The organism is Cutibacterium namnetense, assembly GCF_001642025.1.
GTDB lineage: Bacteria > Actinomycetota > Actinomycetes > Propionibacteriales > Propionibacteriaceae > Cutibacterium > Cutibacterium namnetense.
Window position 1 is genome coordinate 51606 of the sequence record NZ_LWHO01000003.1, and the last position, 24480, is coordinate 76085.

At 60.4% G+C, this 24480-nt stretch carries 22 protein-coding genes; 19 read left to right on the forward strand and 3 right to left on the reverse strand.

Translation table 11 applies throughout. The features are described from left to right. Positions 1–15: 15 nt before the first annotated feature. Genes A5483_RS03835 through A5483_RS03845 form a run of 3 tightly spaced genes read right to left on the reverse strand, consistent with a single transcriptional unit; the run spans position 16 to position 4495 of the window. Positions 16–2232, reverse strand: coding sequence for a transglutaminase TgpA family protein (locus tag A5483_RS03835; protein WP_063811077.1), 2217 nt, complete (start codon positions 2230–2232; stop codon positions 16–18). Next, a complete protein-coding gene (locus A5483_RS03840; protein ID WP_002548567.1) occupies positions 2229–3455 on the reverse strand; it encodes a DUF58 domain-containing protein in 1227 nt (408 codons plus the stop codon). The genes A5483_RS03835 and A5483_RS03840 overlap by 4 nt, the downstream gene beginning before the upstream one ends. Beyond that, positions 3452–4495, reverse strand: a complete 1044-nt coding sequence (locus A5483_RS03845; protein ID WP_002548983.1) for an AAA family ATPase — start codon at positions 4493–4495, stop codon at positions 3452–3454. Before A5483_RS03845 ends, A5483_RS03840 begins: the two co-directional genes overlap by 4 nt. A gap of 278 nt (positions 4496–4773) precedes the next feature. Between A5483_RS03845 and mraZ the strand changes: the two genes are divergently transcribed. The 19 genes from mraZ (at position 4774) to A5483_RS03940 (ending at position 24439) form a co-directional block, all read left to right on the forward strand. Next, positions 4774–5202, forward strand: coding sequence for a division/cell wall cluster transcriptional repressor MraZ (gene mraZ / locus A5483_RS03850; protein WP_002548505.1), 429 nt, complete (start codon positions 4774–4776; stop codon positions 5200–5202). A gap of 142 nt (positions 5203–5344) precedes the next feature. Then, on the forward strand, positions 5345–6358 hold the full coding sequence (gene rsmH, locus A5483_RS03855) for a 16S rRNA (cytosine(1402)-N(4))-methyltransferase RsmH (RefSeq protein ID WP_002548457.1): 1014 nt from the start codon (positions 5345–5347) through the stop codon (positions 6356–6358). Positions 6359–6465: 107 nt separating this feature from the next. Then, complete coding sequence (gene ftsL / locus A5483_RS03860; RefSeq protein WP_042842756.1) at positions 6466–6819, forward strand: cell division protein FtsL; 354 nt, start codon at positions 6466–6468, stop codon at positions 6817–6819. A gap of 137 nt (positions 6820–6956) precedes the next feature. Further along, positions 6957–8744 (forward strand): peptidoglycan D,D-transpeptidase FtsI family protein, encoded by a 1788-nt coding sequence (locus A5483_RS03865; RefSeq protein ID WP_063811078.1) that lies wholly within the window; start codon positions 6957–6959, stop codon positions 8742–8744. Beyond that, a complete protein-coding gene (locus A5483_RS03870) occupies positions 8741–10330 on the forward strand; it encodes a UDP-N-acetylmuramoyl-L-alanyl-D-glutamate--2,6-diaminopimelate ligase (protein WP_465249464.1) in 1590 nt (529 codons plus the stop codon). The genes A5483_RS03865 and A5483_RS03870 overlap by 4 nt, the downstream gene beginning before the upstream one ends. Next, entirely contained in the window at positions 10327–11784 is a 1458-nt protein-coding gene (locus tag A5483_RS03875) for a UDP-N-acetylmuramoyl-tripeptide--D-alanyl-D-alanine ligase (protein WP_063811079.1), read from the forward strand. The genes A5483_RS03870 and A5483_RS03875 overlap by 4 nt, the downstream gene beginning before the upstream one ends. Beyond that, positions 11781–12851 (forward strand): phospho-N-acetylmuramoyl-pentapeptide-transferase, encoded by a 1071-nt coding sequence (mraY, locus tag A5483_RS03880; protein WP_002548914.1) that lies wholly within the window; start codon positions 11781–11783, stop codon positions 12849–12851. The genes A5483_RS03875 and mraY overlap by 4 nt, the downstream gene beginning before the upstream one ends. Next, positions 12833–14329 (forward strand): UDP-N-acetylmuramoyl-L-alanine--D-glutamate ligase, encoded by a 1497-nt coding sequence (gene murD, locus A5483_RS03885; protein ID WP_042842656.1) that lies wholly within the window; start codon positions 12833–12835, stop codon positions 14327–14329. The genes mraY and murD overlap by 19 nt, the downstream gene beginning before the upstream one ends. Continuing rightward, on the forward strand, positions 14289–15611 hold the full coding sequence (gene ftsW / locus A5483_RS03890; RefSeq protein ID WP_002548866.1) for a putative lipid II flippase FtsW: 1323 nt from the start codon (positions 14289–14291) through the stop codon (positions 15609–15611). The genes murD and ftsW overlap by 41 nt, the downstream gene beginning before the upstream one ends. A gap of 42 nt (positions 15612–15653) precedes the next feature. Further along, positions 15654–16772, forward strand: a complete 1119-nt coding sequence (murG, locus tag A5483_RS03895; protein ID WP_002548960.1) for an undecaprenyldiphospho-muramoylpentapeptide beta-N-acetylglucosaminyltransferase — start codon at positions 15654–15656, stop codon at positions 16770–16772. A gap of 11 nt (positions 16773–16783) precedes the next feature. Beyond that, the gene (gene murC, locus A5483_RS03900; protein ID WP_063811080.1) at positions 16784–18199 is read left to right on the forward strand and encodes a UDP-N-acetylmuramate--L-alanine ligase; all 1416 of its coding nucleotides are present in this window, start codon (positions 16784–16786) and stop codon (positions 18197–18199) included. Next, positions 18199–18912 carry a cell division protein FtsQ/DivIB gene (locus tag A5483_RS03905; RefSeq protein ID WP_002548606.1) on the forward strand — a complete coding sequence of 238 codons (714 nt, stop codon included), beginning with the start codon at positions 18199–18201 and terminating at the stop codon, positions 18910–18912. Before murC ends, A5483_RS03905 begins: the two co-directional genes overlap by 1 nt. A 122-nt stretch (positions 18913–19034) precedes the next feature. Beyond that, a complete protein-coding gene (gene ftsZ / locus A5483_RS03910) occupies positions 19035–20288 on the forward strand; it encodes a cell division protein FtsZ (protein ID WP_002548727.1) in 1254 nt (417 codons plus the stop codon). A 1-nt stretch (position 20289) separates the two neighbouring features. Beyond that, positions 20290–21075, forward strand: coding sequence for a peptidoglycan editing factor PgeF (gene pgeF / locus A5483_RS03915; protein ID WP_002548688.1), 786 nt, complete (start codon positions 20290–20292; stop codon positions 21073–21075). A gap of 127 nt (positions 21076–21202) precedes the next feature. Then, positions 21203–21721 carry a cell division protein SepF gene (locus A5483_RS03920; RefSeq protein WP_002548607.1) on the forward strand — a complete coding sequence of 173 codons (519 nt, stop codon included), beginning with the start codon at positions 21203–21205 and terminating at the stop codon, positions 21719–21721. A gap of 10 nt (positions 21722–21731) precedes the next feature. Continuing rightward, positions 21732–22025, forward strand: a complete 294-nt coding sequence (locus A5483_RS03925) for a YggT family protein (RefSeq protein WP_002548471.1) — start codon at positions 21732–21734, stop codon at positions 22023–22025. A 148-nt stretch (positions 22026–22173) separates the two neighbouring features. Further along, positions 22174–23259 carry a DivIVA domain-containing protein gene (locus A5483_RS03930; RefSeq protein ID WP_002548434.1) on the forward strand — a complete coding sequence of 362 codons (1086 nt, stop codon included), beginning with the start codon at positions 22174–22176 and terminating at the stop codon, positions 23257–23259. 164 nt (positions 23260–23423) lie between these two features. Further along, positions 23424–23903, forward strand: a complete 480-nt coding sequence (locus tag A5483_RS03935; RefSeq protein ID WP_002548561.1) for a TraR/DksA family transcriptional regulator — start codon at positions 23424–23426, stop codon at positions 23901–23903. After that, on the forward strand, positions 23900–24439 hold the full coding sequence (locus A5483_RS03940; protein ID WP_042842655.1) for a signal peptidase II: 540 nt from the start codon (positions 23900–23902) through the stop codon (positions 24437–24439). The genes A5483_RS03935 and A5483_RS03940 overlap by 4 nt, the downstream gene beginning before the upstream one ends. Positions 24440–24480: the final 41 nt, after the last annotated feature.

Sequence of the window (24480 nt, forward strand, 5' to 3'; positions counted from 1 at the left end):
CAGTCGCGGTGACTCTCACTTCTTGACAAGGGATGTCGGCAACCAGATCGCCAACCAGTGTGGTCTGGGGGTGTGAGTCTGTGCCAGCCAGTCCCTGACTGTCCCGAGGTCATCGATGCTGGAGTCGTAATGACCAGCTTTGCCCGACCAGCGGTCCCTCTCCTCTGCCAAGGTCAGCTTGTTGACGGCCTCGGCAGTGTTCGGATCCATGTCCGTGGTCAAGGCGATGGCCTGACGACGCGGGGTGCCGTCGGGCCAGGCCAGACCATGGTCGATCCACAGGTCGTGGGCTTCTCGCCAGATGTCGGCTATTGAGCCACGGGTAATTCTGCGTCGGGAGATAAGCATACGGATGAGCATTGGTAGCACGAGTATGACGAGGACGACGAGGACCGCGATGAGAGGTGCCCAATTGAAGCGTTCCTGGTCGGTGGCGCTGATCGGCGCGGGGCTACTGGTGGGTGTTGGAGTGTCTGCAGCCGATGGAGATGGTTCAGGTGAAGCTGGGGTGGAGGTCTGTGCCGAAGGAGTCGGGGATGACGATGGGGCGTGGGATGGGGAAGGAGCCGTGGTTTTCTTGTTGGTCCAGGCTGGAGCCGGCGCTACCGCTGCGGTTGGCTCGAACCTGACCCATCCGTAGTTTTGGAAGTACAATTCGGGCCAGGCGTGCATCTGGTTGGTACGCACTTTCCAGGTGTGTCCTGCGTGGTTGCCCGGAAGGAACCCAATGGATACCCGTGACGGAATACCTTCAAGCCGTGCCATGAGTGCCATCGACGCCGCGAAGTGAATGCAATAACCGCGGCGGGTGTGCAGCAGGAAGTTTTCCAGTATCTGATAGCCGTCACCTTCGGGTGCGTTGATGTCGTAGTGGAATTGAGCGCTGTCACGAAGCCAGTTTTGAATCGCGATGGCCTTGGCTACGGGGGTAGATTTTCCCTTGATAATTCGGTTAGTCAACTCCCTTATGTCGGATGAAACATTGGCGGGAACTTCGGTGTACACCGCGTTACCTGGGGTGCTGACCTTCGCGGTATCGAAGGTTACCGGGTCGGGATCGGGCTCCTGCGCCGAGATGCTGTATTGCATATCTGCGGCCGCGTGGTCGTGATCAGCAGAGGTTGAGACAATCGCCAGGCTCTGCGGGTCCCACGCCCAGGTCTGATCGACGTCCGCAGCAATTGGTCCGTATGGCGCGGGCAAATATTGGGAAGAAAACTTGGTGATACTGACGTCGACGGTGTGAGTCTGTGACGGGCCGGACAATCCCGGTACAGACCCGGGGGCAGAGTGTCGCAGATCAACTGGCATAAGGCCCCAGCCCCGGTCAGTCATCTTCGGCAGGGAGGTCATGCGCAGGTATTCGCCGTCGGGGCTATTAGTGGTGTAGTCGATGACTGATGCCGTCGATGTGTTGTGGAGATTGCGACGCAGATCCATGGTTGGATCACTCATCTGTACCGGGCTCGACGGGGCCGCTGCCGGGCGAGTGAGGTCAAGGTGTCCCCAGATCGGTGCGATTGCGGCGAGAACCGTAGCGATTGTGATCGCGATAGCGCTGAAAATGGCTGCGGCCAGCCATGTCAGAGGGCCACCTCCTCGAAGCGCATGGTCGACGGTGAGGATGATGAGCCAGCCCGTCGCGACCAGGGCGGCGCTCCACCACGGTGTGTCGTGTCTGATGACGAGAACAGCCGCAAGATGGATAGCTAGCAGTGGGGCGAGAGACCATCCTGGGCTGTCGAGAGTGATGGTCAGCAGGTCTGCCACAACAGTCAGAACCCCAATCACGGTTGTCGTCAACCAGATGACCCCGACTGACGGCGGAAGAGGCCCACCGGTCGTCTGGATCAGAGTGAGGGTGTCGCGATACAGATGGAGGGTATTAAAGGGGAATGAGCCGGAGGAGTCGACCGCAGATGCACTGATGCTTCCCATCATCACGACGATGATGATGACGAGGATGGCTTGCGCGCTTTGTACCTCGGCGTGGTCCCAGTGGTGGCGTCGGCACAGCAGGCCGAGAGCCTCGAGGAGGATGGTGATGGCAACCGGCCCGATCCAGAAGGACGGATCGGTGGTGAGCCCGGCCAGCGAGAAGGTGACCAAGACCATGGCCATGGCTACCGCGACGTGAATCGCCGGGTAGTGGGAGTGCTCAGGCGCCTCAGCTGGAGCGAGGCGCTCGGGCAGGTGGGTAGGGGGTTGAGCGGCGCGACGTGGGTTCCTCATAGAGTTACCGTCCTTGCGGTCTGCAGCAAGCTTTGCCATGCCGAATCGATGGAGGTGCGAGAATCGACAGGAACGACCGTCCACCCGGCATCAGCCAACTCGGCAACGGCGCGCTCGTGAGCCTCGGCTTGTTTAAGGGAGCTGCGGAACCGTCGAGCGGTGAAGGTATCGGGATCTAGGGCAAGAGCGAGACCAGCGACCCGATCTCGTCTCAAGTCGACGAGGGGATCAATATCGGATGCGTCTAACCGGCCGAGGATGGCAATAGCTGGGCCGTCAATTCCTTGGCATGATTCCACAGCCTTGGTCAGGGTGGTGTCGGGGCGCAGCGGCTCGTCTACGAGGGCATCGAGAACATCGCCCTCGAGCACGCCGGATGAGTCACACACCTGGGTGACGTATCCATCGGAAGTCAGACGTGTCGAGATGGATGCCACTGCATTGACGGCCCATTCAAAGGAAGCGTCGGGGCCAGTGCCGGCATGATGTCGAGCCCGAGAATCCAATACGACGACGACGGATGGATTCCAGGCCTGCTCTTCTCGTCGGACCATGAGCTCCCCGCGGTGAGCGGTAGAGCGCCAATGAATACGTCGCACGGAATCTCCGGTATGCCAATCGCGCACCATGGCGTCGTCGGGGCCACGTCGTCCGGCATTGGCCGCTGAGGGTCTGGTGTCGAATCCCTGACTACCGAGGTCTCCGGAGGTGCCCAGATCGACGATCCTTGGCGTGACAACGACCTCGGCAATCTCACCGAGTTGGGTGTGACGGCAGGCCATGCCAAATGGGTCGACGGTGCGCATCATGACGGGACCGATCGCGAATCGCCCACGTGTAGTAGGTATGACTGGGGTCTGGATGGTGGCCGTTGACCATCGCGGCTGGCCAAGCGGGGCAGGGATGGTATCGGTGAATCGGGCTGCTCCGAGTGGTAGCCCGCCACGACGCTCCACCGTGACGATTTCACAGGCTTGGGAGCCTAACGGCATCCGCACCGGGGCGAGACTCCGGGAGGCCTGCACGCGTGGTCGAAGCCATGCGACGACAGCTATGGCCATCAGCGGCAGCAGGATGAGGAGAAACCCAATTCTTGCTAGGTCACGCTGGTCAATGCTGAGGCCGATGGTCGTGAGGACGATCCCGACGATTTCGACCGTGCGTCCGCGTAGCGTGAGCAACCCTCGATAGCGACGGGCGCTGGACGTTGAGGCGGCGCTCATCGGTGTTGACGTGGCCGCTCAGGCAGGGGAACCTGACGCAGAATCGACTTAATGACCGACTCAGCTGCCCGGGCAGTCTCGTGGCCGGCGACTCCACTGCGCCCAGAAAAGACCAGTCGGTGGGCCAGGATCGGGGCAGCGAGAGCCTGGACGTCGTCGGGGATGACGTAGCCGCGTCCGCTCATGGCTGCACGAGCTCGACACGCACGGACCAAGTGGAGGGCTGCGCGGGGAGAGGCTCCCAACCGGATGCTCTCGTGTGAACGGGTGGCGCCGATGATATCGAGAATGTACTCGTGAATCTCGGTGGCTACATGCACCCCGAGTACGGTCGACATGATCCATCGGATCGTCTGAGTGTCGGTAACTGGTCTGATCTCGTCAAGCGGTGAGGCGGCGCCATGGTGCTTGAGTATGGCAAGCTCTGCCGACCGCGTCGGGTAACCCATAGTGATACGAGCCATAAAGCGGTCACGTTGGGCCTCTGGCAGCCGGTACGTGCCTTCCATCTCAATGGGGTTTTGGGTGGCCATCACCATGAACGGGGCTTCAAGGGGATGAGTCTGGCCATCTGCTGAGACCTGACGCTCTCCCATGGCTTCAAGCAGAGCTGACTGGGTTTTAGGAGAGGCGCGGTTGATTTCGTCACCGACCACGATGTTGGCGAAGATTCCACCGGGCTTGAAGACGAATTCGCGCTTCTCTTGGTCGTAGACGCTGACGCCGGTGATGTCTGAGGGAAGCAGGTCCGGAGTGAATTGAATACGGTGAACGGTGCAGTCAATGGCGTGCCCTAGCGCTCGAGCGAGTGTCGTCTTACCGACACCAGGGATGTCTTCGACCAGTAGATGTCCCTGGGCGAGAAGGACAACAAGTGCGGTGTCGATGCGTTCGCTTTTTCCCTCAATCGCTCCTGCGACGGCCGATCGAATCGCGTTAGTGATGGCTACCACGTCATCGATTGATGCGGCGTGCGGCTCGACATCGTCACGAGGCTGGGCGTGTGCCGGAATGACCGGCCGTGTTTCTCGGTAGCTCAACGGAATCCTCCTGGCGTGCACGGCAATGACCGGAGCCCATGCTATCCGGACCTGATGCCGCTGATAACTCCGTCGCGGCGGGAGCTGTGGAGCAGGTCCGAATGATCTGCTCAACTTCGTGTCGATTTTCCTTGTCGTCACTTGACGGCCTTATGGCGCGGCGCAGGTGGGGATAAGTGGCGAATGGGCTATCAGGGAGGTGACTGGGTGGAGCGTTGTGGAGTATGGTGGAGGTAAGTGGAGGAGATCACCTCGATCGTGGAGCAAGGAGGTGCCCGGTGTTTCTGGGTACGCACACTCCCAAGCTCGACGAGAAGGGCCGCTTCTTCCTACCGGCGAAGTTCCGCGACGAGTTGGACGATGGGTTGGTCATCACCAGAGGCCAGGACAGGTGTCTGGCGATCTACCCGACTGAAACCTTCGTGGAGATGACCCGGGAAATTGCCAAAGGATCGGTGAGTGTCAAGAAGGTTCGCGACTACCAGCGCATGCTGGCAGCCGGGGCTAGCGACACCGCTCCTGACAAGCAGGGGCGGGTCATGATTCCGCCGATGCTGAGGCGCTACGCCGGTCTTGACAAGGAGATCGTCGTGGTGGGGGCAATTACTCGAGTCGAAGTGTGGGACGCCACCGAGTGGGAGAAGTACTCCGAAGCTCAGGAGGAGGCCTTCGCCGATATGAACGAGGAGGTCTTCGCCGAACAGTGATCTCGCGGTCCGTGGGTCCGGGCCGACCGGGCCCCCTGACACAACTTCCCCTGTGCCAGGTGGTTCAGCCGGAACGGAACCTCGGATCACGGGTCATCGACACCGGTCGAAGACGTTGCTGGCAGACCATGGCGAGGAGGGGATGCTCATGGCGGCCGATGCCATCGGCAGCGATGCTGTCCACATCCCGGTTATGCGTGCCCGCATCCTCGACCTCCTCGCCGCAGCTCTAACAGGCGGTAAACACGTCCATGTTGATGGCACCCTCGGTATGGGAGGTCATGCCGAGGCTGTCTTGACGCGATTCCCTGACGTTCAGCTCATCGGTATCGATCGAGATCAGCAGGCCCTTGCAATGGCCAGCGCTCGGCTTGAGCCTTTCGGAGACCGTGTTCACCTCGTCCATGCTGTTCATGACGAACTCCCTGAGGTGCTTGACGATCTCGGCCTGGATTATGTCGATTCCGTGTTGCTTGACCTTGGACTGTCCTCTTTGCAAATTGACGAGGTCGAACGCGGGTTCTCGTATTCGGTTGATTCCCCGTTGGATATGCGGATGGATCAGTCCAGTGGTCGAACTGCTGCCCAGATCCTTAATGAGTCTGATCCTGGTGACTTGGTGCGGATTCTTCGCGAGTACGGTGAAGAAAAGTTCGCTGACCGCATTGTTCCCGCCATCGTCACCGAACGTGACCGTCAGCCCATCGAGACTTCGGGGCGCCTCGTTGAGATCATCACCGAGGCTATCCCTGTCGCAGTGCGTCGTAAGCGTTCCGGCCATCCCGCCAAGCGCACTTTCCAGGGGCTGCGGATTGCTGTCAACCGTGAGATGGAGACCTTGCCCGCAGTGCTGCCGCACGCTCTCGACCGTCTTGACGTCGGCGGCCGAATCGCCGTGTTGGCCTATCACTCCTTAGAAGACCGTCCCGTCAAGGAGGTCTTCCGCGACGCGTGCGCTGACACAGCCCCAGCCGGATTGCCGATGGTTCCTGAGTCAATGGCAGCGAAGTTCGTCCCTGTTACTCGCGGAGCCGAGCGTCCCGACGCCGATGAGATGTCCACCAATCCGCGATCCGCCTCGGCACGGTTGCGGGTCATTGAGCGGGTTCGACCTGGACCCGTGAACCGTCAGCATGCGACCAAGGAGAGCCGATGAGCGCCGAACTAGCACCGCGTCCACCGCAGGCCAAGACTGCCGCTGCACGTTCGACCTCGTTGCGTCCAGTGCTGCACGCACTGCCGCAACGGGCTCGTCAGCAGCGAATGGGGCGACTTGGCTTCGCCATCCTCATCGTCGTCATGCTGGCTGCGGGGTTGGCTGGGCTGCTGGTGCTCAACACCACCATCCAAGCGCAGTCCATGCAGATTGCCCAGGAATCGCGCGAGCTCAACGTCTTGCAGCACCAGCAGGCTGTGCTGGCGGCTGAGGTCGATTACCTGCATGGCCCGCAGAACCTCCAGGAGCAGGCCAAGAAGCTTGGCATGAGACCGAATCCTTACGGTGCCTATATTGATCTGCGCAACGGCAAGGTTATTGGAACCCAGACTAAGGTCGACGGCAAGGAGGTGCCAGGAGTCATTGGTGAGACGGCGAAGCCTGAGGTGGGCCAGCGGTGAGTGGCTCCCGGCATCCCGCGGGTCCGAACCCACGGCCCGGTTCCGCCAGGCCGCCCGCATCCAGCCGTGGCCCTGGGCGAGCGCGACCTGGCTCCCGCTCGGGTAGGCAGGAGCCAAGTAGCAGGCCCGTCCCCGAAATGGCTTCCCAGCGGAGCCGTTTGACGATCGTCATGGCCGTATTCCTCGTCCTTGCGGTGGGCTTAGCTAGCCGTGCTTTGCAACTGCAGGCCATCGAGGCGCCGGCCTATGCCGCGTCGGCAGCGGCGAGGATGAAGTACACCTACGATCTTCAGCCCAACCGAGGCCAGATTGCCGATCGCAATGGCACTGTGATGGCGCAAACCCAGCCTGCGGTATTGGTTTTTGTGGACCCGCGGATGATCTCCCGCAACGGTGTTGACGAGCGGGTGACGATGACTCGCGACCAGCGAGAAATGGCAGCTGCTGCCCCTAAAACCGTCGCAAAGATCCTTGCCGCGCGGCTCGGTGGACGGCCGGAGGATTATCGCAAGGCGGTAACGCCCACTGATTCTAAGGGAAAACTGAGCCGCTACTCAGTCGTGCGCCACCACGTTGACAGCTACACCTTCGACCTCATTAAGAAGGACATGAAGAAGGGAGGCTGGTACGGGGTATTTAGTTCAAATGACCCGATCCGTACCTATCCGTCGGGGCAGGTCGCTTCCAACGTCGTGGGGTTCGTCGATGCTGGGGGAAAGGGAGCTGGCGGTTTCGAGTACACCCATAACAAGCAGCTTGCCGGTGTGCCCGGTAAAGAATCGTATGAGGCCTCGACTTGGGGACGTATTCCGCTGGGTTCTAACACTTTGGTGCCTGCGATCAACGGTACGAGTTACACCCTGACTCTCGACGCCCAGCTTCAGCTCATGGCCCAGCAAGCCCTCGGTACGGCGCTTAAAAACGCCAAGGCGAAGAGCGGCGAGATCGTCATGATGGATGTGACTAATGGTGAGGTTCTGGCGATGGCGTCAATGCCCACTTTTGACTCTAATAAGCCCGGTAAAGCCGATGCGAACCAGACCCGCAACCGGGTCATCCAAGATGCCTACGAGCCGGGATCGGTGCAAAAGGTCCTGACGATGGCCGCGCTGACTGATCAGGGGATCATTACCCCCGATAGCCACGTCGTCGTCCCGAGCGCTTTGTCATCTGGTGGCGGCAAAATCACTGACGCAGAGCCTCACGGCACTGAGCACCTCACCGCTCGAGGTGTGCTAGTACACTCGTCAAATATCGGGACGGCATTATTTGCCCGAAAGTTACGCAAGTCGACCATGGTGTCCTACCTCAAGGCATTCGGGCTCGGGGTTCCTACCGGAATCGGTCTGCCTGGTGAGGCGAGTGGCCAGATACCGAAGCCCAATATGCCGGACTACACCCGTGACCAGGCTGCCTTCGGTCAGGGACTATCGGTGACGGCTCTTCAGGAAGCCGCTGCCGTTGCCGGAATCGTCGATGGCGGGGTCTACCACTCGCCGACGATCATCAAGTCGGCTGTTGACGGCCACGGGGATCCTGTCGAGATCCCTGAAACAACCACCCGCAGGGTGATCTCGCAACAAGCTTCTGAGCAGGTTCGAGACATGATGGAGAACGTGGTCTCTACCGCCAAGGGTCGCCCCATTCCGGGCTACCGGATGGGTGGCAAGACGGGTACTGCCCAGCGGATTGACCCGCAGTGCCACTGCTACCGCGGGTACATCTCGTCGTTTATCGCCGTCGCTCCCATCGAGAAGCCACGTATTCTCACGTACGTTGCCATCAATCAGCCCACCAATGGGCATACTGGCACGGCGGTGGCACAGCCAGCGGCGCGGCAACTTATGTCCGTCGCCCTGCCGCGATACGGTGTGCAACCGTCCACTGACAAAGCGCGCAAGGAACCCTTGGAGTACCAGCCGTGAGCCCTGAACCTACTGCCACCCCCGCCCCACCTGCTGGTGCCGCACTCCGGCCATCGCAGGCAGAACCTGTTGGGTGGACCGATCTCGTGGCCTCCCTTGACGGTTGCCGAGCTGATCGCAACGGCCCTGCGGTCACTGGGATCACATTGGATTCCCGCCAGGTCCGTCCGGGTGATCTCTATGTCGGTCTGCGCGGCCTGCACGCTCACGGGGCGAAGTTTGCTGTCTCTGCTACTGAGGCGGGTGCGGTGGCAGTGCTCACCGACAGTGACGGCGCCAAGCTGGCAGCGGAGGCGCACGTGCCGATCATCGTCGTCGATGATCCGCGCGCTGCCATGGCTGTCGCGGCCGCCAGAATCTTTGGACACCCCTCGGATACCATGACGATGTTTGGTATCACTGGGACTAACGGTAAAACCACAACGGCTTTCCTCGTGGAGGCTGGATTACGCGCGGCTGGTCATTGTGTCGGGACGATTGGGACAATTGGGTTCCGGCTCGACGGTGAGGAGTTGCCGAGCGCCCGCACCACGGTCACAACACCGGAGTCTCCAGATCTGCAAGGGCTATTTGCGGCGATGGCTGAGCGGGGTGCTTCTGACGTTGTGATGGAGGTGTCCTCGCACGCTCTGGCCTTGCAGCGGGTGGATGGAACGTGTTTCGATGTTGTGGCCTTCACTAACCTGGGCCGTGACCATCTCGACTTCCATAAGACTCTCGATGATTACTTCGAGGCTAAAGCTCGTTTGTTCACCCCTGGCCTGGCTCGTGTTGGCGTCATTAATGTCGATGACCCGCGTGGGCGTCAGCTAGTTGAGCGGATGCAGGCCAACGGGGTCAAGGCGGTGACGACCTCCATCCACCAGCCCTCTGACTATCAGGTGACGTCGTGGCATGCCGCGCCCGCCGGAGCGGTTTTCGGGGTGAACACTCCGTCGGGGGAGCGCACCCTTGAGTTGTCCCTGCCTGGAGAGTTCAATGTTCGCAACGCGGCCATGGCTCTGGCGATGCTCGAGGCGGCCGGGCTCACTTTCGACGATGTTGCGGCGGGTTTGTGTTCTGCTCAGGTGCCAGGCCGCATGGAGCGGGTCGACCTTGGAGATGACGCCCCAACGGCCCTCGTGGATTTTGCGCACACCCCGCAAGCGATTGCATCAGCTCTTGACGCCGCTCGGTCATCAGTCGATGGTGGCCGTCTCATCGCCGTGCTCGGTGCTGGGGGAGACCGTGACGTGGCTAAACGTGGCCCAATGGGCCAGATTGCTGCTGAGCGTGCCGATATCGTCATCGTTACTGACGACAACCCGCGTACTGAAGAGCCTGCGGTGATCCGTGCAGCCGTGCTGGAGGGGGCCCATGATGTCGCTGGTGAGGGGGTCATGGTGGTCGATGGGGGACGTCGCCGTGAGGCAATTAACGAAGCTCTGCGGGTGGCGGAGGCTGGCGACGTCATCTGCGTACTCGGCAAGGGACACGAGACGGGGCAACACATTGGCGGCGAGGTGCTGCCTTTCGACGACCGTGAGGTTATCCGGGCTGAATGGAAAACCATGGTCCGTCAGACCGAGGAGGATCAGGCACGATGAGAGTTCTCGACATTGCCACCCTCGCGCAGTGGGTCGAGGCAACACCGGTCAATGATTCTGCTCAGGTGGGCCCGGATATCGTCATTGATACCCGGAAAGTGACTCCGGGTGCTCTGTTTATTGCTCTTCCTGGCACTCGGGTAGACGGCCATGACTTCACCCAAGCTGCTCAGGACGCTGGCGCTGCCGCCGTCCTGACCACTCGCAACACTGAGGCGCAGTTGCCCCACCTCATTGTTGACGACGGCCAAGCCGGCCTCTCTCGACTGGCACGTCACGTCGTGGCGACGGAACGAGAGCGCGGCATGCGTACTATCGCCTTGACTGGTTCCAGCGGTAAGACAAGCACCAAGGACATGCTGGCCCAGATACTTGAGATTTTTGGTCCGGTGGTGGCTCCGGTGGGGTCGTTCAACAATGAAATCGGAGTTCCTCTGACGGCGTGTCGCAGTCGCGAGGACACCGCTTTCTTGGTGTCGGAGATGGGGGCTCGCGGGCTGGGCCATATCGCCTGGCTCACCTCCATCGTTACTCCCGACGTGGCCATGGTCCTCAACGTCGGGACTGCCCATTTGGGCGAATTTGGTTCGCGCAAGGCCATTGCTCAAGCTAAGGGCGAGATCGTTGAATCCCTCAGCGCTGACGGCTGGGCTGTGCTCAACGCCGCCGATGATCTCGTCGCCGGGATGTCGCCGCGTACCAGAGGGCATATCGCATGGTTCAGTCCTGACGCTAGCCATCGCCGCCCAGATGCCGAGATCGAGGTGTGGGCTGAATCGATTCACGCCGATGATCTCGATCGTCATTCCTTTATCCTTGCCGTCCGTCGGGGGGAGTCCACCTGGCGTAGCCCTGTCCGGTTGACGACCATGGGCGCCCATCAGGTCGCAAATGCCGCGGCTGCTACTGCTGCAGCGCTGGGCGCCCTGGCCATGAGTGATGAGATCGACGACCAGACGGTCCCTCGGATTGCCGAGGCGCTCAGCAACGCCGTGTCCCGGTCAGCTATGAGGATGCAGCTGCGCGAACGCGTCGACGGTCTGGTGCTGGTCGAGGATTGCTACAACGCTAACCCCGACTCGATGGCCGCTTCGTTGGCGACGATGGGGCATGTGTTGGAAACCCGCCGGGCTCGAGACCCCCAGACGAGGGGCGTTGCAGTGTTGGGTGACATGCTCGAGCTCGGACGGGACTCTGCCCGTCTCAATGCACAATCCGGTCGGCGCGCAGCCCAGGCTGGATTCGACGTCGTTATCGCTGTTGGCGATGAAGCCGAGAACATTGCCGAAGGCGCCCGGGCCGGAGGCGCACATGTGATCGCCTCCACCGTGGAGGAGGCTGCTGGGTCACTAGGTTGGACCTCGCACGATGTCGTTTTACTCAAAGCTTCCAGAGGTCTGGCCTTGGAACGAGTAGGGCGCGACGTGTTTGAGGAAAGGGAGGACCAGGCGTGAAGAACATTCTGCTCGCCGGCGCGGTGTCAATGATCGGCACTCTCGTCGGCACGCGATGGTTCATCCACTGGCTTGCTGTGAGAGGCTATGGTCAGTTCATTCGTGACGACGGTCCGACGACCCACAAGACTAAGAAGGGCACCCCGACCATGGGGGGTGCTGTCATTATTATCTCCGTGCTGCTGGCATACCTTGTAGCACACCTGGTGACATGGACCCATCCGTCCATCTCGGCCCTGCTGGTGTTGTGGCTGTTTGCAGGATTGGGATTCATTGGTTTTCTTGACGACTGGACAAAGATTTCCAAGCAGCGCTCCCTGGGTCTCAAACCTAAGGGAAAGCTTCTCGGACAGGCTTTTGTCGCCATTACTTTCGCTATTGGGGTGATGTGCGTCCCCGATGTCCACGGCGTGACGCCGGGGTCGCGAGCGATCTCTTTCCTGCGCGATATTTCGTGGCTTCATCTACCTGTCTGGCTCGGCGTCATCTGGGTGATTCTGCTCATCGCAGGCAGTTCCAACGCTGTTAACCTCACCGACGGACTTGACGGCTTAGCCACTGGTGCGTCGACGATGGTGTTTGGGGCATACACCGTGCTGAGCATTTGGCAGTTCAACCAGTGGTGCTCTCGTCCGGCCACCGCGGGAAACCACTGCTATGCAGTGCGTGATCCGCACGATATTGCCGTGGTCGCTATCGCTATTGCCGGCGCGTGTTTTGGGTTTCTGTGGTGGAATGCTAAGCCTGCCCAAATTTTTCTTGGCGACACGGGATCATTGGCTCTCGGTGGTGCTGTTGCCGGCATGGCTGTCGTCAGCCGCACTGAGCTGCTGCTGGTCATTATTGGCGCGCTCTTCGTTATCGAGACGGTCTCGGTCATGGTGCAGGTCAGTGTATTTAAGATCACTGGTGGAAAACGTGTCTTTAAGATGGCTCCGTTGCACCACCACTTTGAGCTGAAGGGGTGGGCTGAGGTGACGGTGGTTATCAGGCTCTGGATTATTTGTGGTCTCGCCGTTTCAGCCGGTTTAGGAATCTTCTATGCAGAATGGGTGGCAGGGCAGTGACGTTGTCTGGGAAGGTTGATCTCAGCGCGGCCGACCGGCTGTTCGACTGGTCTGGTGTGCATGTTGTCGTCGCTGGTTTAGGTACATCTGGCTATGCCGCTGCTGACGCGTTACTTGAGCTTGACGCCAAGGTCCTGGTCCTTGACGATTCCGATGACGACTCCCATCGCGATAAAGGTGGCCTACTGGAGGTCCTCGGGGCCGAGGTACGGCTGGGTCCCAGATCAGCATCCGTTTTGCCGGAGGAGACCGACCTTGTCGTCGTCTCTCCGGGCTGGCGTCCTACTCAACCGCTGGTAGCTCATGCCCTTGCTCAAGGGATCCCCGTCTGGGGCGAGCCGGAACTGGCCTGGCGCCTCATGCACCCCGACCGTGTTATTCCGTGGCTGGCGATTACCGGCACCAATGGCAAGACGACAACCACCCAGATGACCGAGTCGATTCTTCAAGCGGCAGGTCTGAGGGCATGTGCTGTCGGTAATATTGGCCGGCCCATCCTTGAAGCCATGGCTGACGAGGTCGACTACGACGTCTTTGCGGTGGAGCTGTCCAGCTTCCAGCTGCACTGGTCAAACTCACTGTCCCTTCACTCCGCGGCAGTGCTCAACCTTCAGCAAGACCACCTGGAGTGGTACGCCCACGAGTCGGATCCGTTCGGTTCATATGCCGCCGACAAAGCTCGCATCTACGACCAGGTGACCAATTCCTGCGTCTACAACGTTGCCGATCCTGCCACCGAGCGCATGGTGGAGAGAGCCGACGTCGTTGAGGGGGCTCGCGCTATCGGGTTCACCACCGGAACCCCAGGGCCGTCCATGATTGGAGTTGTGGACGACCTCATTGTGGATCGCGCCTTCGTTGAACAGCGTGCCACCTCGGCGATGGAGCTAGCTCGCCTTGAGGACGTGCGCCCCTTCGCCCCGCACAACGTCGAAAACGCGCTGGCTGCCGCCGCGCTGACCCGCTCCTTTGGCGTTCCTGCGCCTGCCGTCGGACAGGGGTTGCGTGACTTGCATCTCGGTGGGCACCGCATCGAGACGGTGCATCAGGCCGGTGGCATTACCTGGGTCGACGATTCCAAGGCAACGAATCCCCACGCTGCGAATTCCTCGATGCGGGCCTTTGAGCACATCGTATGGATCGCTGGCGGGCAGGCTAAAGGCACGAATTTCGACGCTCTGGTGACTACTCATGCTGACAAGCTGCGTGGCGCAGTGGTGCTGGGAACTGACCGCGGCATCGTCGCGAAGTCGTTGGCCGAACATGCCCCCCAGATTCCGGTCGTCGTCATTGACGACATGTCGCGCGAAGCGATGGCACGTGCGGTCCACGAGGCGGCCAAGATGGCCTGCCCTGGAGACACTGTGCTAATGGCACCTGGTTGCGCCAGCTTGGACATCTGGCCCGGTTATGCCGCACGCGGCGAGGACTTCGCTAATGCCGCTCGACAGGTTGACGGGCCGGATGCCGATGGCTGAGAAATCGGTAGGTTCCCGGGCTCCCCGTACCGCCCGACGCCAGGCTCCCGGCAGCTGGCTGACGCACCTGCTACGGCTCGACGGTGGTGACGGTCCCTCGCGACGATCGCTGGCTCAGCCTTTCCTGGATTACTACGTCATCCTCGCTACTACCGTTCTGCTATGCGGTATCGGAGCGTTGATGGGGTTGTCATCCTCGTCGGTGTACTCCCAGTCGCTGGGGCATGGGCCTTACCATTTTGCCATTCGTCAGATCTTGTTCTTAATAGCGGGCGCTATTGCGGCAGCCGTGGTGTCGCGGCTATCGGAGACCCATCTGAGGCAACTCGGTGGGTTCGCTTATGCCGCCGTGTGTCTCATGCTGGTTTTGGTGCTGACCTTTTTGGGCTCGGACGCTGGAAAAGGAAACCAATCATGGCTGTCTCTCGGGCCGGTCAGCTTGCAGCCCTCAGAGTTCGCAAAGTTCGCCCTGGTGCTCATCGGGGCGAGTTACATGTCTTCTCGACGTGACGAAATGGCGACTCCGAAGGGTGTGGGGATTTACCTTGGTCTATACGGGGTTGTCGGTCTGCTTGTTGTGGCTCAGGGAGATCTCGGCACAACGATGATTATTGGCCTGATCATGCTGACCCAGATGTGGAGTTTTGGAGTGCCTAAGCGTTACTTGGGCGCCCTCATTGGTGCGGGTCTGCTGGCGGTGCTGCTACTCATTGCTATCACTCCCTATCGCGCTGAGCGCGTGTTGTCCTTCCTACACCCAGACAATGGCGCCAGCACCTCTCAGCAGCCTCTTTCGGCGATCTACGCGCTAGCGACCGGTGGCTGGTGGGGTGTTGGCATCGGTGCCTCCCGGCAGAAATGGGGCGGTCTTTATGACGGCGCTCAGAACGACTTTGTCTTTGCTGTTCTCGGTGAGGAAATGGGCTTGCTGGGCACCCTGGGCGTCATCTTGCTGTTTACCTTGCTGATATGGGCCGGCGTGCGCACTGCCATGCGGCAGGATTCGCTATTTCGCCGTTCAGCTGCGGCGACGGCCGCCGCGTGGATCGCCGCTCAGGCCCTCATTAACATGTCCGTATCGTTGAACCTCTTACCGGTCGTGGGCGTTCCACTTCCGTTCATTTCTATCGGTGGTTCCGCACTGGTGTCGGCGCTGTTGGCAGTGGGGCTTTTGTTGGCATGTGCTCGCACCGAGCCTGATGCTCGACGAAGCACTGCGGCCTCACAACGCACTGAGCCGGCCCGAGTGACGAGCGTCGTCGATGGTGGTAACCATGACTGATCTGAACCTCATCTCCCGTCTTTCTTCCCCCGAGGAGTACTCATGGTGAACGTTGTCTTGGCTGGCGGAGGAACGGCTGGCCACACATCGCCGCTGATCGCGACCGCGATGGCGCTGCACGAACGTGGGGCGACGGTTTCATGCGTCGGTACTCCAAAGGGCCTCGAAGGACGGGTCATCCCAGAAGCCGGGCTACAACTCGATATGATTCCGCCGGTGCCGTTGCCTCGTAGCGTCAACGCAGATCTATTTAAGGTCCCCGCTCGGCTAGCCGGGGCGGTGCGTAAAGCTGGCGAGGTCCTCAAACGTCGCCAGGCCGACGTCGTCGTCGGTTTTGGTGGTTACGTGTCGCTACCTGTGTACTTAGCGGCCAAACGAGCCAAAATCCCGGTTGTAATCCACGAGCAGAATGCTGTGCCGGGGCTGGCGAACAAGATTGCCGCGCGCTTCGCCGTCTTCGTCGGTACCGCTTTCCCCGACACGCCCTTGCCCAAGGCGCGATTTGTTGGCATGCCGTTGCGCTTCCAGATCACCGATTTGGCTGACGCTAGTGGGGAGGCTCGAGCCGAGCGTCGTGCTCGTGCCCGCGCTGGTTTCGGTCTTGACGCCAACCGTCCAACTTTGTTGGTATCGGGAGGGTCTCAGGGGGCGGTCGCCGTCAATGACGCCGTTGTCGGTGCGCGGACACGCTTACTGGCAGACGGCGTGCAGATCCTTCACGTGCTCGGCCCGAAGAACGTTCAAGGTGCTACGAGGATTACTCACGAGTCGACTGGGGCCTCATGGCTGCCAGTGGGATACGTTGACGACATGGCGAGTGCTTATGCGGCTGCCGACCTCATGGTGGCCCGCTCTGGCGCTGGAACAGTGGTGGAAACGGCGACCGTCGGTTTACCGACGATCTATGTGCCGTTGCCGCACGGTAATGGTGAGCAAGCACGCAATGCCACCTCGGCGGTTGACGCCGGAGTTGGTGTTGTCGTCGCCAATGCCGACCTGGACGCTGAGCGTCTCCTTGCCGAGACTGCCCGCATCCATGATGCTGATGCTCTTGCCCGGATGTCAGCGGCGGGACGGGGGCTCATGCCCGCTCACGCTGCTCAAGAGATGGCGGCCCGGGTGATCTCGGCCGCGACGTCGATCGACCCGACGATTGTTTGAGGAGATATCTCATGTCATTGCGGGAACCTGTCGAACTGCTCGATCCCAGCACCGTGGGGCCGGTCCACTTCATCGCCATCGGCGGAGCCGGAATGAGCGGGGTGGCACGGATCTACCACGACATGGGAGTTGAGGTGCACGGCTCCGATCAGGTCGACTCGGTTAATTTGCGTGATCTTGCAAAGCTGGGCGTTCAAACGTGGGTAGGTCATGACTCGTCGCATCTGTCGGGGGCTCGTACCGTCGTTGTCTCCTCGGCTATTCGGCCTGATAACCCTGAGCTGGTCGAGGCACACCGGCTGGGTTTGCGGATCTGGCATCGCTCGGCCGCATTGGCGGCACTCATGCTGGGCCGGGAAGGCATTTCGATTGCTGGTACGCACGGTAAAACAACGACAACTGGCATGGTTGCCACCATGCTCGACCATGCCGGGGCCGATCCGTCTTATGTCATTGGCTCTCCGCTGGCGGCTACCGGTAAGTCGTCCCACCTTGGTGTGGGAGAAGCTTTCGTGGTGGAGGCTGACGAATCCGATGGGTCTTTCCTGCAGTACCCAAGCCAGATCGTCGTCGTCACCAATGTGGAAGCCGATCATTTAGACAATTGGGGTACCCCGCAGGCGTATTTCGACGGTTTCGTGTCGATGGCAACCCGCCCCGAGGTGCGCTACGTCGTGGCTAATGCCGACGACCCAGGGGCAGCCGAGTTAGCGTGCCGACTGGAAAGTACCGGCACAGTGCGAGTCGTGACCTACGGAGAGTCTGAGCAAGCTGAGCTCAGGCTCGTTGATCTTGACCTGGATGGTACGACGGCCTCGGCGACTCTCGTTCATGGTCCTACTCAGGGACGCTTGGAACTTCAGGTGCCCGGTCGCTATAACTTGTCTAATGCGGCAGCCGCCTACTGCGTGGGCTCGTTGTTGGGGATTAGCCACCAGGATCTGTTGACAGGAATCGCATCATTCGCGGGCACGTTGCGACGCTTCCAACTGGTTGGACGTGTTGATGGCGTATCAGTCTTTGACGATTACGCCCACCACCCGACCGAATTGCGCGCCACCCTTGGTGCAGCACGGCGTGCCGTGACAGGGCAGGGGAGGGTCATTGCCTGTTACCAGCCCCACCTGTTTTCCCGTACCAGAGACTTCGCCGCAGAATTCGGATCGGCACTTACCCTTGCAGATCGGGTTATCGTCTCCGACATATATCCGGCTCGCGAGGATCCGATTCCCGGTGTGACTGGCGAGATGGTGCACGATGCCGTTCTTGCTGCAGGGGGGGACTCCCGGTATGTGCCCGATAAGCAGGATCTTCCGGAGGCCCTCGCCGAAGAGGTGCGTCCCGGGGACCTTGTCATCACTCTCGGCGCAGGAGACGTCACCTCGGTTGGCCCAGTTTTGGTGGGCTTACTGGGGGGCAAGGCCTGATGCCGGTTTCCGACATCAGCGTCGCGATGGAGCTACGACGTCGACGCCGTAGGAAGCGTAACCGGATCATTGCGGAGGTTGTTGCCGCGCTGGTGGTGCTCATCCTCGTGGCGATCTGGATCGTCCGCAGCTCGTCGTTACTGTGCGTCGACACCATCGAAGTACACGGCACTCACCTTCTGACGGCGTCTCAAGTTGAGCAGGCGGCCAAGGTCGTGAAGGGCCAGCCGCTGGCCAGGGTGAACACCGACGACGTAGCTGCGCGCGTGATGGCCATGGATATCGTCCAACAGGCTGAGGTACACCGGAAGTGGCCGCACACTGTCGTTATTGACGTCACTGAGTTGAAGATTTCGTATCAGGTGAAGACCCCCGGGGGGTACCTCTGGATCGATCCGTCCGGGAGGATCTTCAACCGAACCGCAAAACCTATTCCGCGCGTGGTGTGGGCGACGACCGCATCTGGAAACCGTGGCTTATTGCGAGACGTTGCAACCGTCTCTGATTCCTTTCCTTCCCAGCTCAGACGCTATGTTGACCACATCGAAGCCAAATCTCGCGATGCCATCGTTGTGGCGCTGTCAGACAAGCGGACGGTGGTGTGGGGATCGGCGGATCAATCTGCTCTCAAGGCCAAGGTCACTACGGCGATGCTTCACATCAAGGCGACTCGTTATGATGTCTCGTCTCCTGAACATCCGACCTCTCGCTGAGCAGCCTCAAGCTGCGGTTGAGGGTCGGGGCAAAGGTTGGCTGCAGCGTTGGACACCCTTGTGACGTGCTCATAGCCTTTCATCTAGACCGGTCCGTCAGACAAGAGTGAGGCAGAACTCCAGTGGCTATTCCATCCCAGAACTACCTCGCCGTGATCAAGGTCGTGGGGGTAGGCGGTGGCGGTTGCAATGCCGTGAACCGCATGATCGAGGCGGGGCTCAAGGGAGTCGAGTTCCTCGCCGTTAACACCGATGCCCAGGCCCTCCTCACGAGCGACGCCGACGTTAAACTCGACATCGGCAGGGATCTCACTCGAGGGTTGGGGGCCGGCGCTGACCCGGATAAGGGACGTCAGGCTGCCGAGGACCATGCTGACGAGATCGAGGAATCCCTCAAGGGTGCCGACATGGTTTTCGTCACCGCTGGTGAGGGTGGCGGGACCGGTACCGGTGCTGCTCCCGTTGTTGCCAAGATCGCTCGATCTCTTGGTGCTTTGACGATTGGTGTTGTCACCCGCCCGTTCTCCTTTGAGGGCCGCCGTCGGTTCTCCCAGGCTGAGCAGGGCATCGGTAACCTGCGTGACGAGGTTGATACTCTCATCGTCATCCCGAACGACAAGTTGCTGGACATGACCGATCAGCAGATCGCCATTCTTGACGCTTTCAAGCAGGCTGATCAGGTGCTGATGCAAGGTGTTTCGGGTATTACTGATCTCATCACCACCCCTGGTCAGATCAACCTGGACTTCGCCGACGTCAAATCGGTTATGTCGAACGCCGGATCCGCACTCATGGGTATTGGTCGTGCATCTGGAGAGGACCGTGCGCGGGCGGCCGCAGAGATGGCTATCTCGTCCCCGCTGCTCGAGGTTTCCATCGACGGTGCTCGCGGTGTCCTGCTGTCCATCGCTGGTGGCTCCGACCTTGGCCTGTTCGAGGTCGCGAGCGCGGCCAACCTGATTGAAGCTGCGGCTCATGACGAGGCCAACATCATCTTCGGCACGATCATCGACGATGCCCTCGGTGACGAGGTGCGCGTTACGGTCATCGCGGCTGGGTTTGAGAACGGCCAGCTCACCAGCACTAAGCAGCCTGGAATCAGTCAGCGTCCTGCTTCCCGTCCGGCCGTGAGCAACCGGTCTTCGGCGGGAGTTTTTGGAGCTGGAGCGGGTTCTGCTGGATCAACCTCAGCTGGGTCGAGTTCGCCTGCAAGTCGTCAGAGCGCTGATAGTCAGCGGCCGACGCCGATCCGTCCACAGACCCAGGGCAGCCCGTTCGGAGAGGCTCAGTCGCAGCAGCCGAGTCAGCCCGCTGAGCCTGTTAATCCTCCTGAGGAGCCCGAAGACGACCTCGACATCCCTGATTTCCTGAAGTGACGTGCTGAGATTCGTTATCGACCCCGGTGCCAATCATGGTGTCGGGGTCGCCTTCACCGATCGTGTCGATGCTTCCGGGCGAGGACTCGGAGGTGTTGGTTTCGAGGGGTTTAACCTCGGTCGAGTCGATGAGGATCCTACTGTCCTCGAGCATGTCGAGTCTCTTCGTTCTCGGCTTGGCCTGGGGCCTGTGATGGTCTGTCATCAAGTTCATGGCAATGACGTTTGGCGGGTCGGCCCTGGAGACGTTGAGGGATGGACCCCACAGCGATACCTCGGGGATCGCGTCGAGGGACAGCCGAAGCTTCCCATTGCTGACGCGATGGTCACTGATCTACCTGGAGTCGCACTGGCTATTCGGGTGGCAGACTGCGTGCCGGTTATGCTGGCAGACCCAAAGGCTGGAGTGGTTGGTGCCGCTCACGCTGGAAGGGTGGGTTTCTTAGCGGGTGTGTTGCCGGCCACTGTCAAGGTCATGCGCGACATGGGGGCCACGGAGTTGCTCGCGTGGTTGGGCCCCCATATTTGTGGCGAATGTTATGAGGTTCCCGCAGAGATGGCCGAGCAAGTTTGGGCCGAGCATCCAGCTACTCGTGCGCTCACCCGACAGGGCACTGCGGCTCTTGACTTAGGTGCTGGCGCGCTAGCCCAACTCGAGTCACTTGGTGTAGCGGCTGTGGGGCTGGACCCTTGCACATTTGAGGGAGATGACTTCTTTTCCCATCGTCGAGATCATGGCGCTGGCCGGCTAGCTGGCCTGGTCTGGAGAGCCCGCGACTGCCTGTGATAAAGGATGTGTCTGGCCCATGATGTGTCAGCCGTTCGCGTGTCCGGTCGAACCGTGGCAATATCAGTGGCAGGCTTGAATGGTGAGAACCCCCGTTCGGGGACAAGCCCACGAGAAGGAGCTCCAGATGGCAGGAATCGGCAGGAAGATTGCCTCGTACGTCGGGATCGTTGATGATCGTCGGTACGATGAGGAGGATCTTCCCGACGAGGAGCTCACCACGGAGGTTTACTCCGACGACGGATATGAGCCATCTTCGGAGGTGACCCAGTTGCATCATCACGATTCCAATGAGCAGCCCGCTCGGGGGCACAAGGCGGTTCAGCACCGTCGCCATCCAGAACTCGAGGAGCCGAGCATCGCTGACATTAACCGCATTCTGACTGTCCATCCGCGCAACTACAACGAGGCGCGGACTATCGGTGAGCAGTTCCGCGAAGGCATTCCGGTCATCATGAACCTCACCGAGATGGACGATGCGGACGCTAAGCGTCTCGTCGATTTCGCCGCTGGCCTTATTTTTGGCTTGCGCGGAACCATCGAGAGGGTCACCAGCAAGGTCTTTTTGCTGTGCCCGCGCAACGTCAATGTCACTCCAGAAGACAAGGCCCGCATCGCTAGCGGCGGGTTCTTCAACCAGTCCTGAGGGGGTAGCTATGATCCTGACCGGCACCATCCTCACCTGGATCATCGAGATTTACACGGTGTTGCTCATCGTGCGGATGCTGATGTCCTGGCTGCCGCTCCTATTGCGGGATTTCGAGCCGAGCGGTGCCCTTGCTGCGGTGTTTGAAGCGGTCTATACTGTGACCGATCCGCCGATCAAGTTCTTCGATCGTCTCGTACCTCCGGTGCGATTCGGCAACGTCGGGTTCTCGGTGGGATTCATCATCGTCTTCGTACTATTGGCGGTGCTCCAGCGAGTTGTTGCTGCCATCTTCTGGGCATGAGGCGACTTCATACTCCAAAGGTGAGGTTGAGCCTCTTAAGTGACGTGAGCGTTTTGGTGGAGTAGCCTGGACTGCATCTCGTGTCCACCCCGGACCATTTAGGTCCGCCTCACGGGTCTTGACTGTTCCCGACATCTTGGAGTGTACAATGACGCTGACCCTCGAAGAGGTGCGTAAGGTTCGTTTCCCGATGGTCAAACGCCCCGGCGAGGGCTACCGCGCCATTGAGGTCGACGACTTCGTCGACAAGGTTGAAGCGGCGTTCATGACCCTCACTGATGAGAATGAGCGTCTCAAGGCTCAGGTCGAGGCTCTCAAGTCGGGTGAGCCGGGAGAGCAGAAGCCCGATCAGGATCTCCTCAACGAGAACGAGCACCTGCGTGCTCAAGTTGAGGAACTTCGCTCCCGGCAGAGTGGTCGCGCGGCTGATTCCGGCGAGGCTAGCCGTGCCAAGGCTGCTCAGCGGGAAGCCGAGAACCGCGCCCGCCAGTTGGAGCATGAGAAGGCTTCCCTGCAGTCCCAGATCGAGGAACTGCGGCAGGCTGCACGGCGTCCTGGTCAGAATATTGACCCTGCTGAGGTCGCCCGCCTACGCAGTGAGAATGAGCGTCTCGGCGCGCAGCTTCGTGACGCCCAGACCCTCGCTGCTCGTAGTCGAACTTCCTCTGTCGCGCACCAGCCTGCTACCACCGAGGACGGAGTCAAGAAGCTCGTCGTCACCACCAGTGCTGAGGCTTCCCCGGCCGTCGTCCGGATGGTTGAGCTTGCCCTTGCGGATGCCGAGCGCGTCGTTCGTGAGGCTGAGGATGAGGCCGGCCGTAAGGTCCATTTCGCTGAAGCCAAGGCCCATGAGCTCACCATTGACGCCCAGACTCGCGCTGAGCGCATCGAGTCCAGCGCCCGTGTTAATGCTGAGAAGTTGACCTCCGACGCTAAGAGCAACGCCGACAGGGTTAATGCTGACGCCCAGACTCGCCGCACGGAGCTGTTCCGTGAGCTTGAAGCTGAGCGTGACAACCTTGCCGGACATGTTGACCACCTGCGTTCCTTCGAGGCCAGCTACCGCGAAGCCCTCACCTCTCACCTGCGTGCCCAGGCCGACAACCTTGACAAGGGTGTCTTTGAGCCCGCTGAGCTGCCTGAACTTCTCAGGTCTGAGAACCGTGTTGCTCCCGGTGGTTCCTCCACCCCGCGTCTGGATGCCCTTATCGGACGCGGCCAGCACCAGAACTGACCCGGCGCTCACGTCGTAGGGCTCCGTGCTCTCGGTCGAAGGATCGGGGGCACGGAGCTATTGTCATACGGTGTTTACGTGGAGAAGACCCACGAGGATGACGAGTGAGTGCCATGGGTGTAATGTCGGCCCACAGTTCATGACACCCCCATGTAGGTGATGATATGAACGGCACACACCACGAAACCGGGGATGATCCCCGCATGACGATGGAGAGTTCCATGTCAGACCACGATGTCGAGGCGATTGCCGCATCCCTGCGGGTGCGTGACGGCGATGAGCCGTGGACGGCCGACGAGGTTAGCGAAATCATCGACACCCTTGAATCCGATGTTCAGAGGATGGGGACGGCCCTTGCCAAAGCCGAGAATGACCTTGCTGACCTGATGAAGCAGGGGAACGACGGTGCTGGAATGGACACCATCGACGTCGGTTCCTCGCAGTTTGAGCGCGACCAAGAGATCTCCGTTACCCGCAATGCTCGCGCTGTGTACGACCAGTCGAAGCTGGCCCTCCAGCTTCTCGACGAGGGCACCTGGGGGACCTGCGAATCCTGTGGAGAGCCAATTGGAAAGGCTCGGCTGCAAGCGTTCCCGCGAGCCACCATGTGCGTGAAGTGCAAGCAGCGCCAAGAGCGTCGGTGAGTTTTAACCCGACCGTATTGGTAGGAGGGCAGCTGAGGCGTTGGCGTCTCGTCATGGCCGCCATAGCTGTGCTCGGCTACGGACTCGATCAGTGGACGAAAGCTGAGGCAGTTGCCCATCTCGACCCTTACGCTCCACCAAGCTGGCTCGGTGGGTTCCTCACCTTGCGTCTGATCCGCAATCCCGGGGCGGCTTTTTCGATGGGCTCGACGGCCACTGTGCTGATCAGTCTCTTTGCGGTCGCTATGCTCGTTGCCGTATGTGTATGGGGGGTGCCTCGCGCTCGCAAGCGCTGGTCTCTTATTGCTTGTGGCATGCTCATTGCCGGGATCTGCGGCAACTTGACCGATCGGATTTTTCGAGCCCCTGGGCCATTGCGCGGCCATGTCGTCGACTTCATCAGCATGCCCCACTTCGCCGTGTTCAATGTTGCCGACATATTCATCACCTGCACTGCCATACTCGTCGTGCTGGTGACTGTTTTCGGGCATCACGAGGGCGATGCAGGTTCTCGCGCGGTAGATGACCGCTCATGAGATGGATGACAATGTAAGGGGCCGCGAGGAGAAGGAGGAGA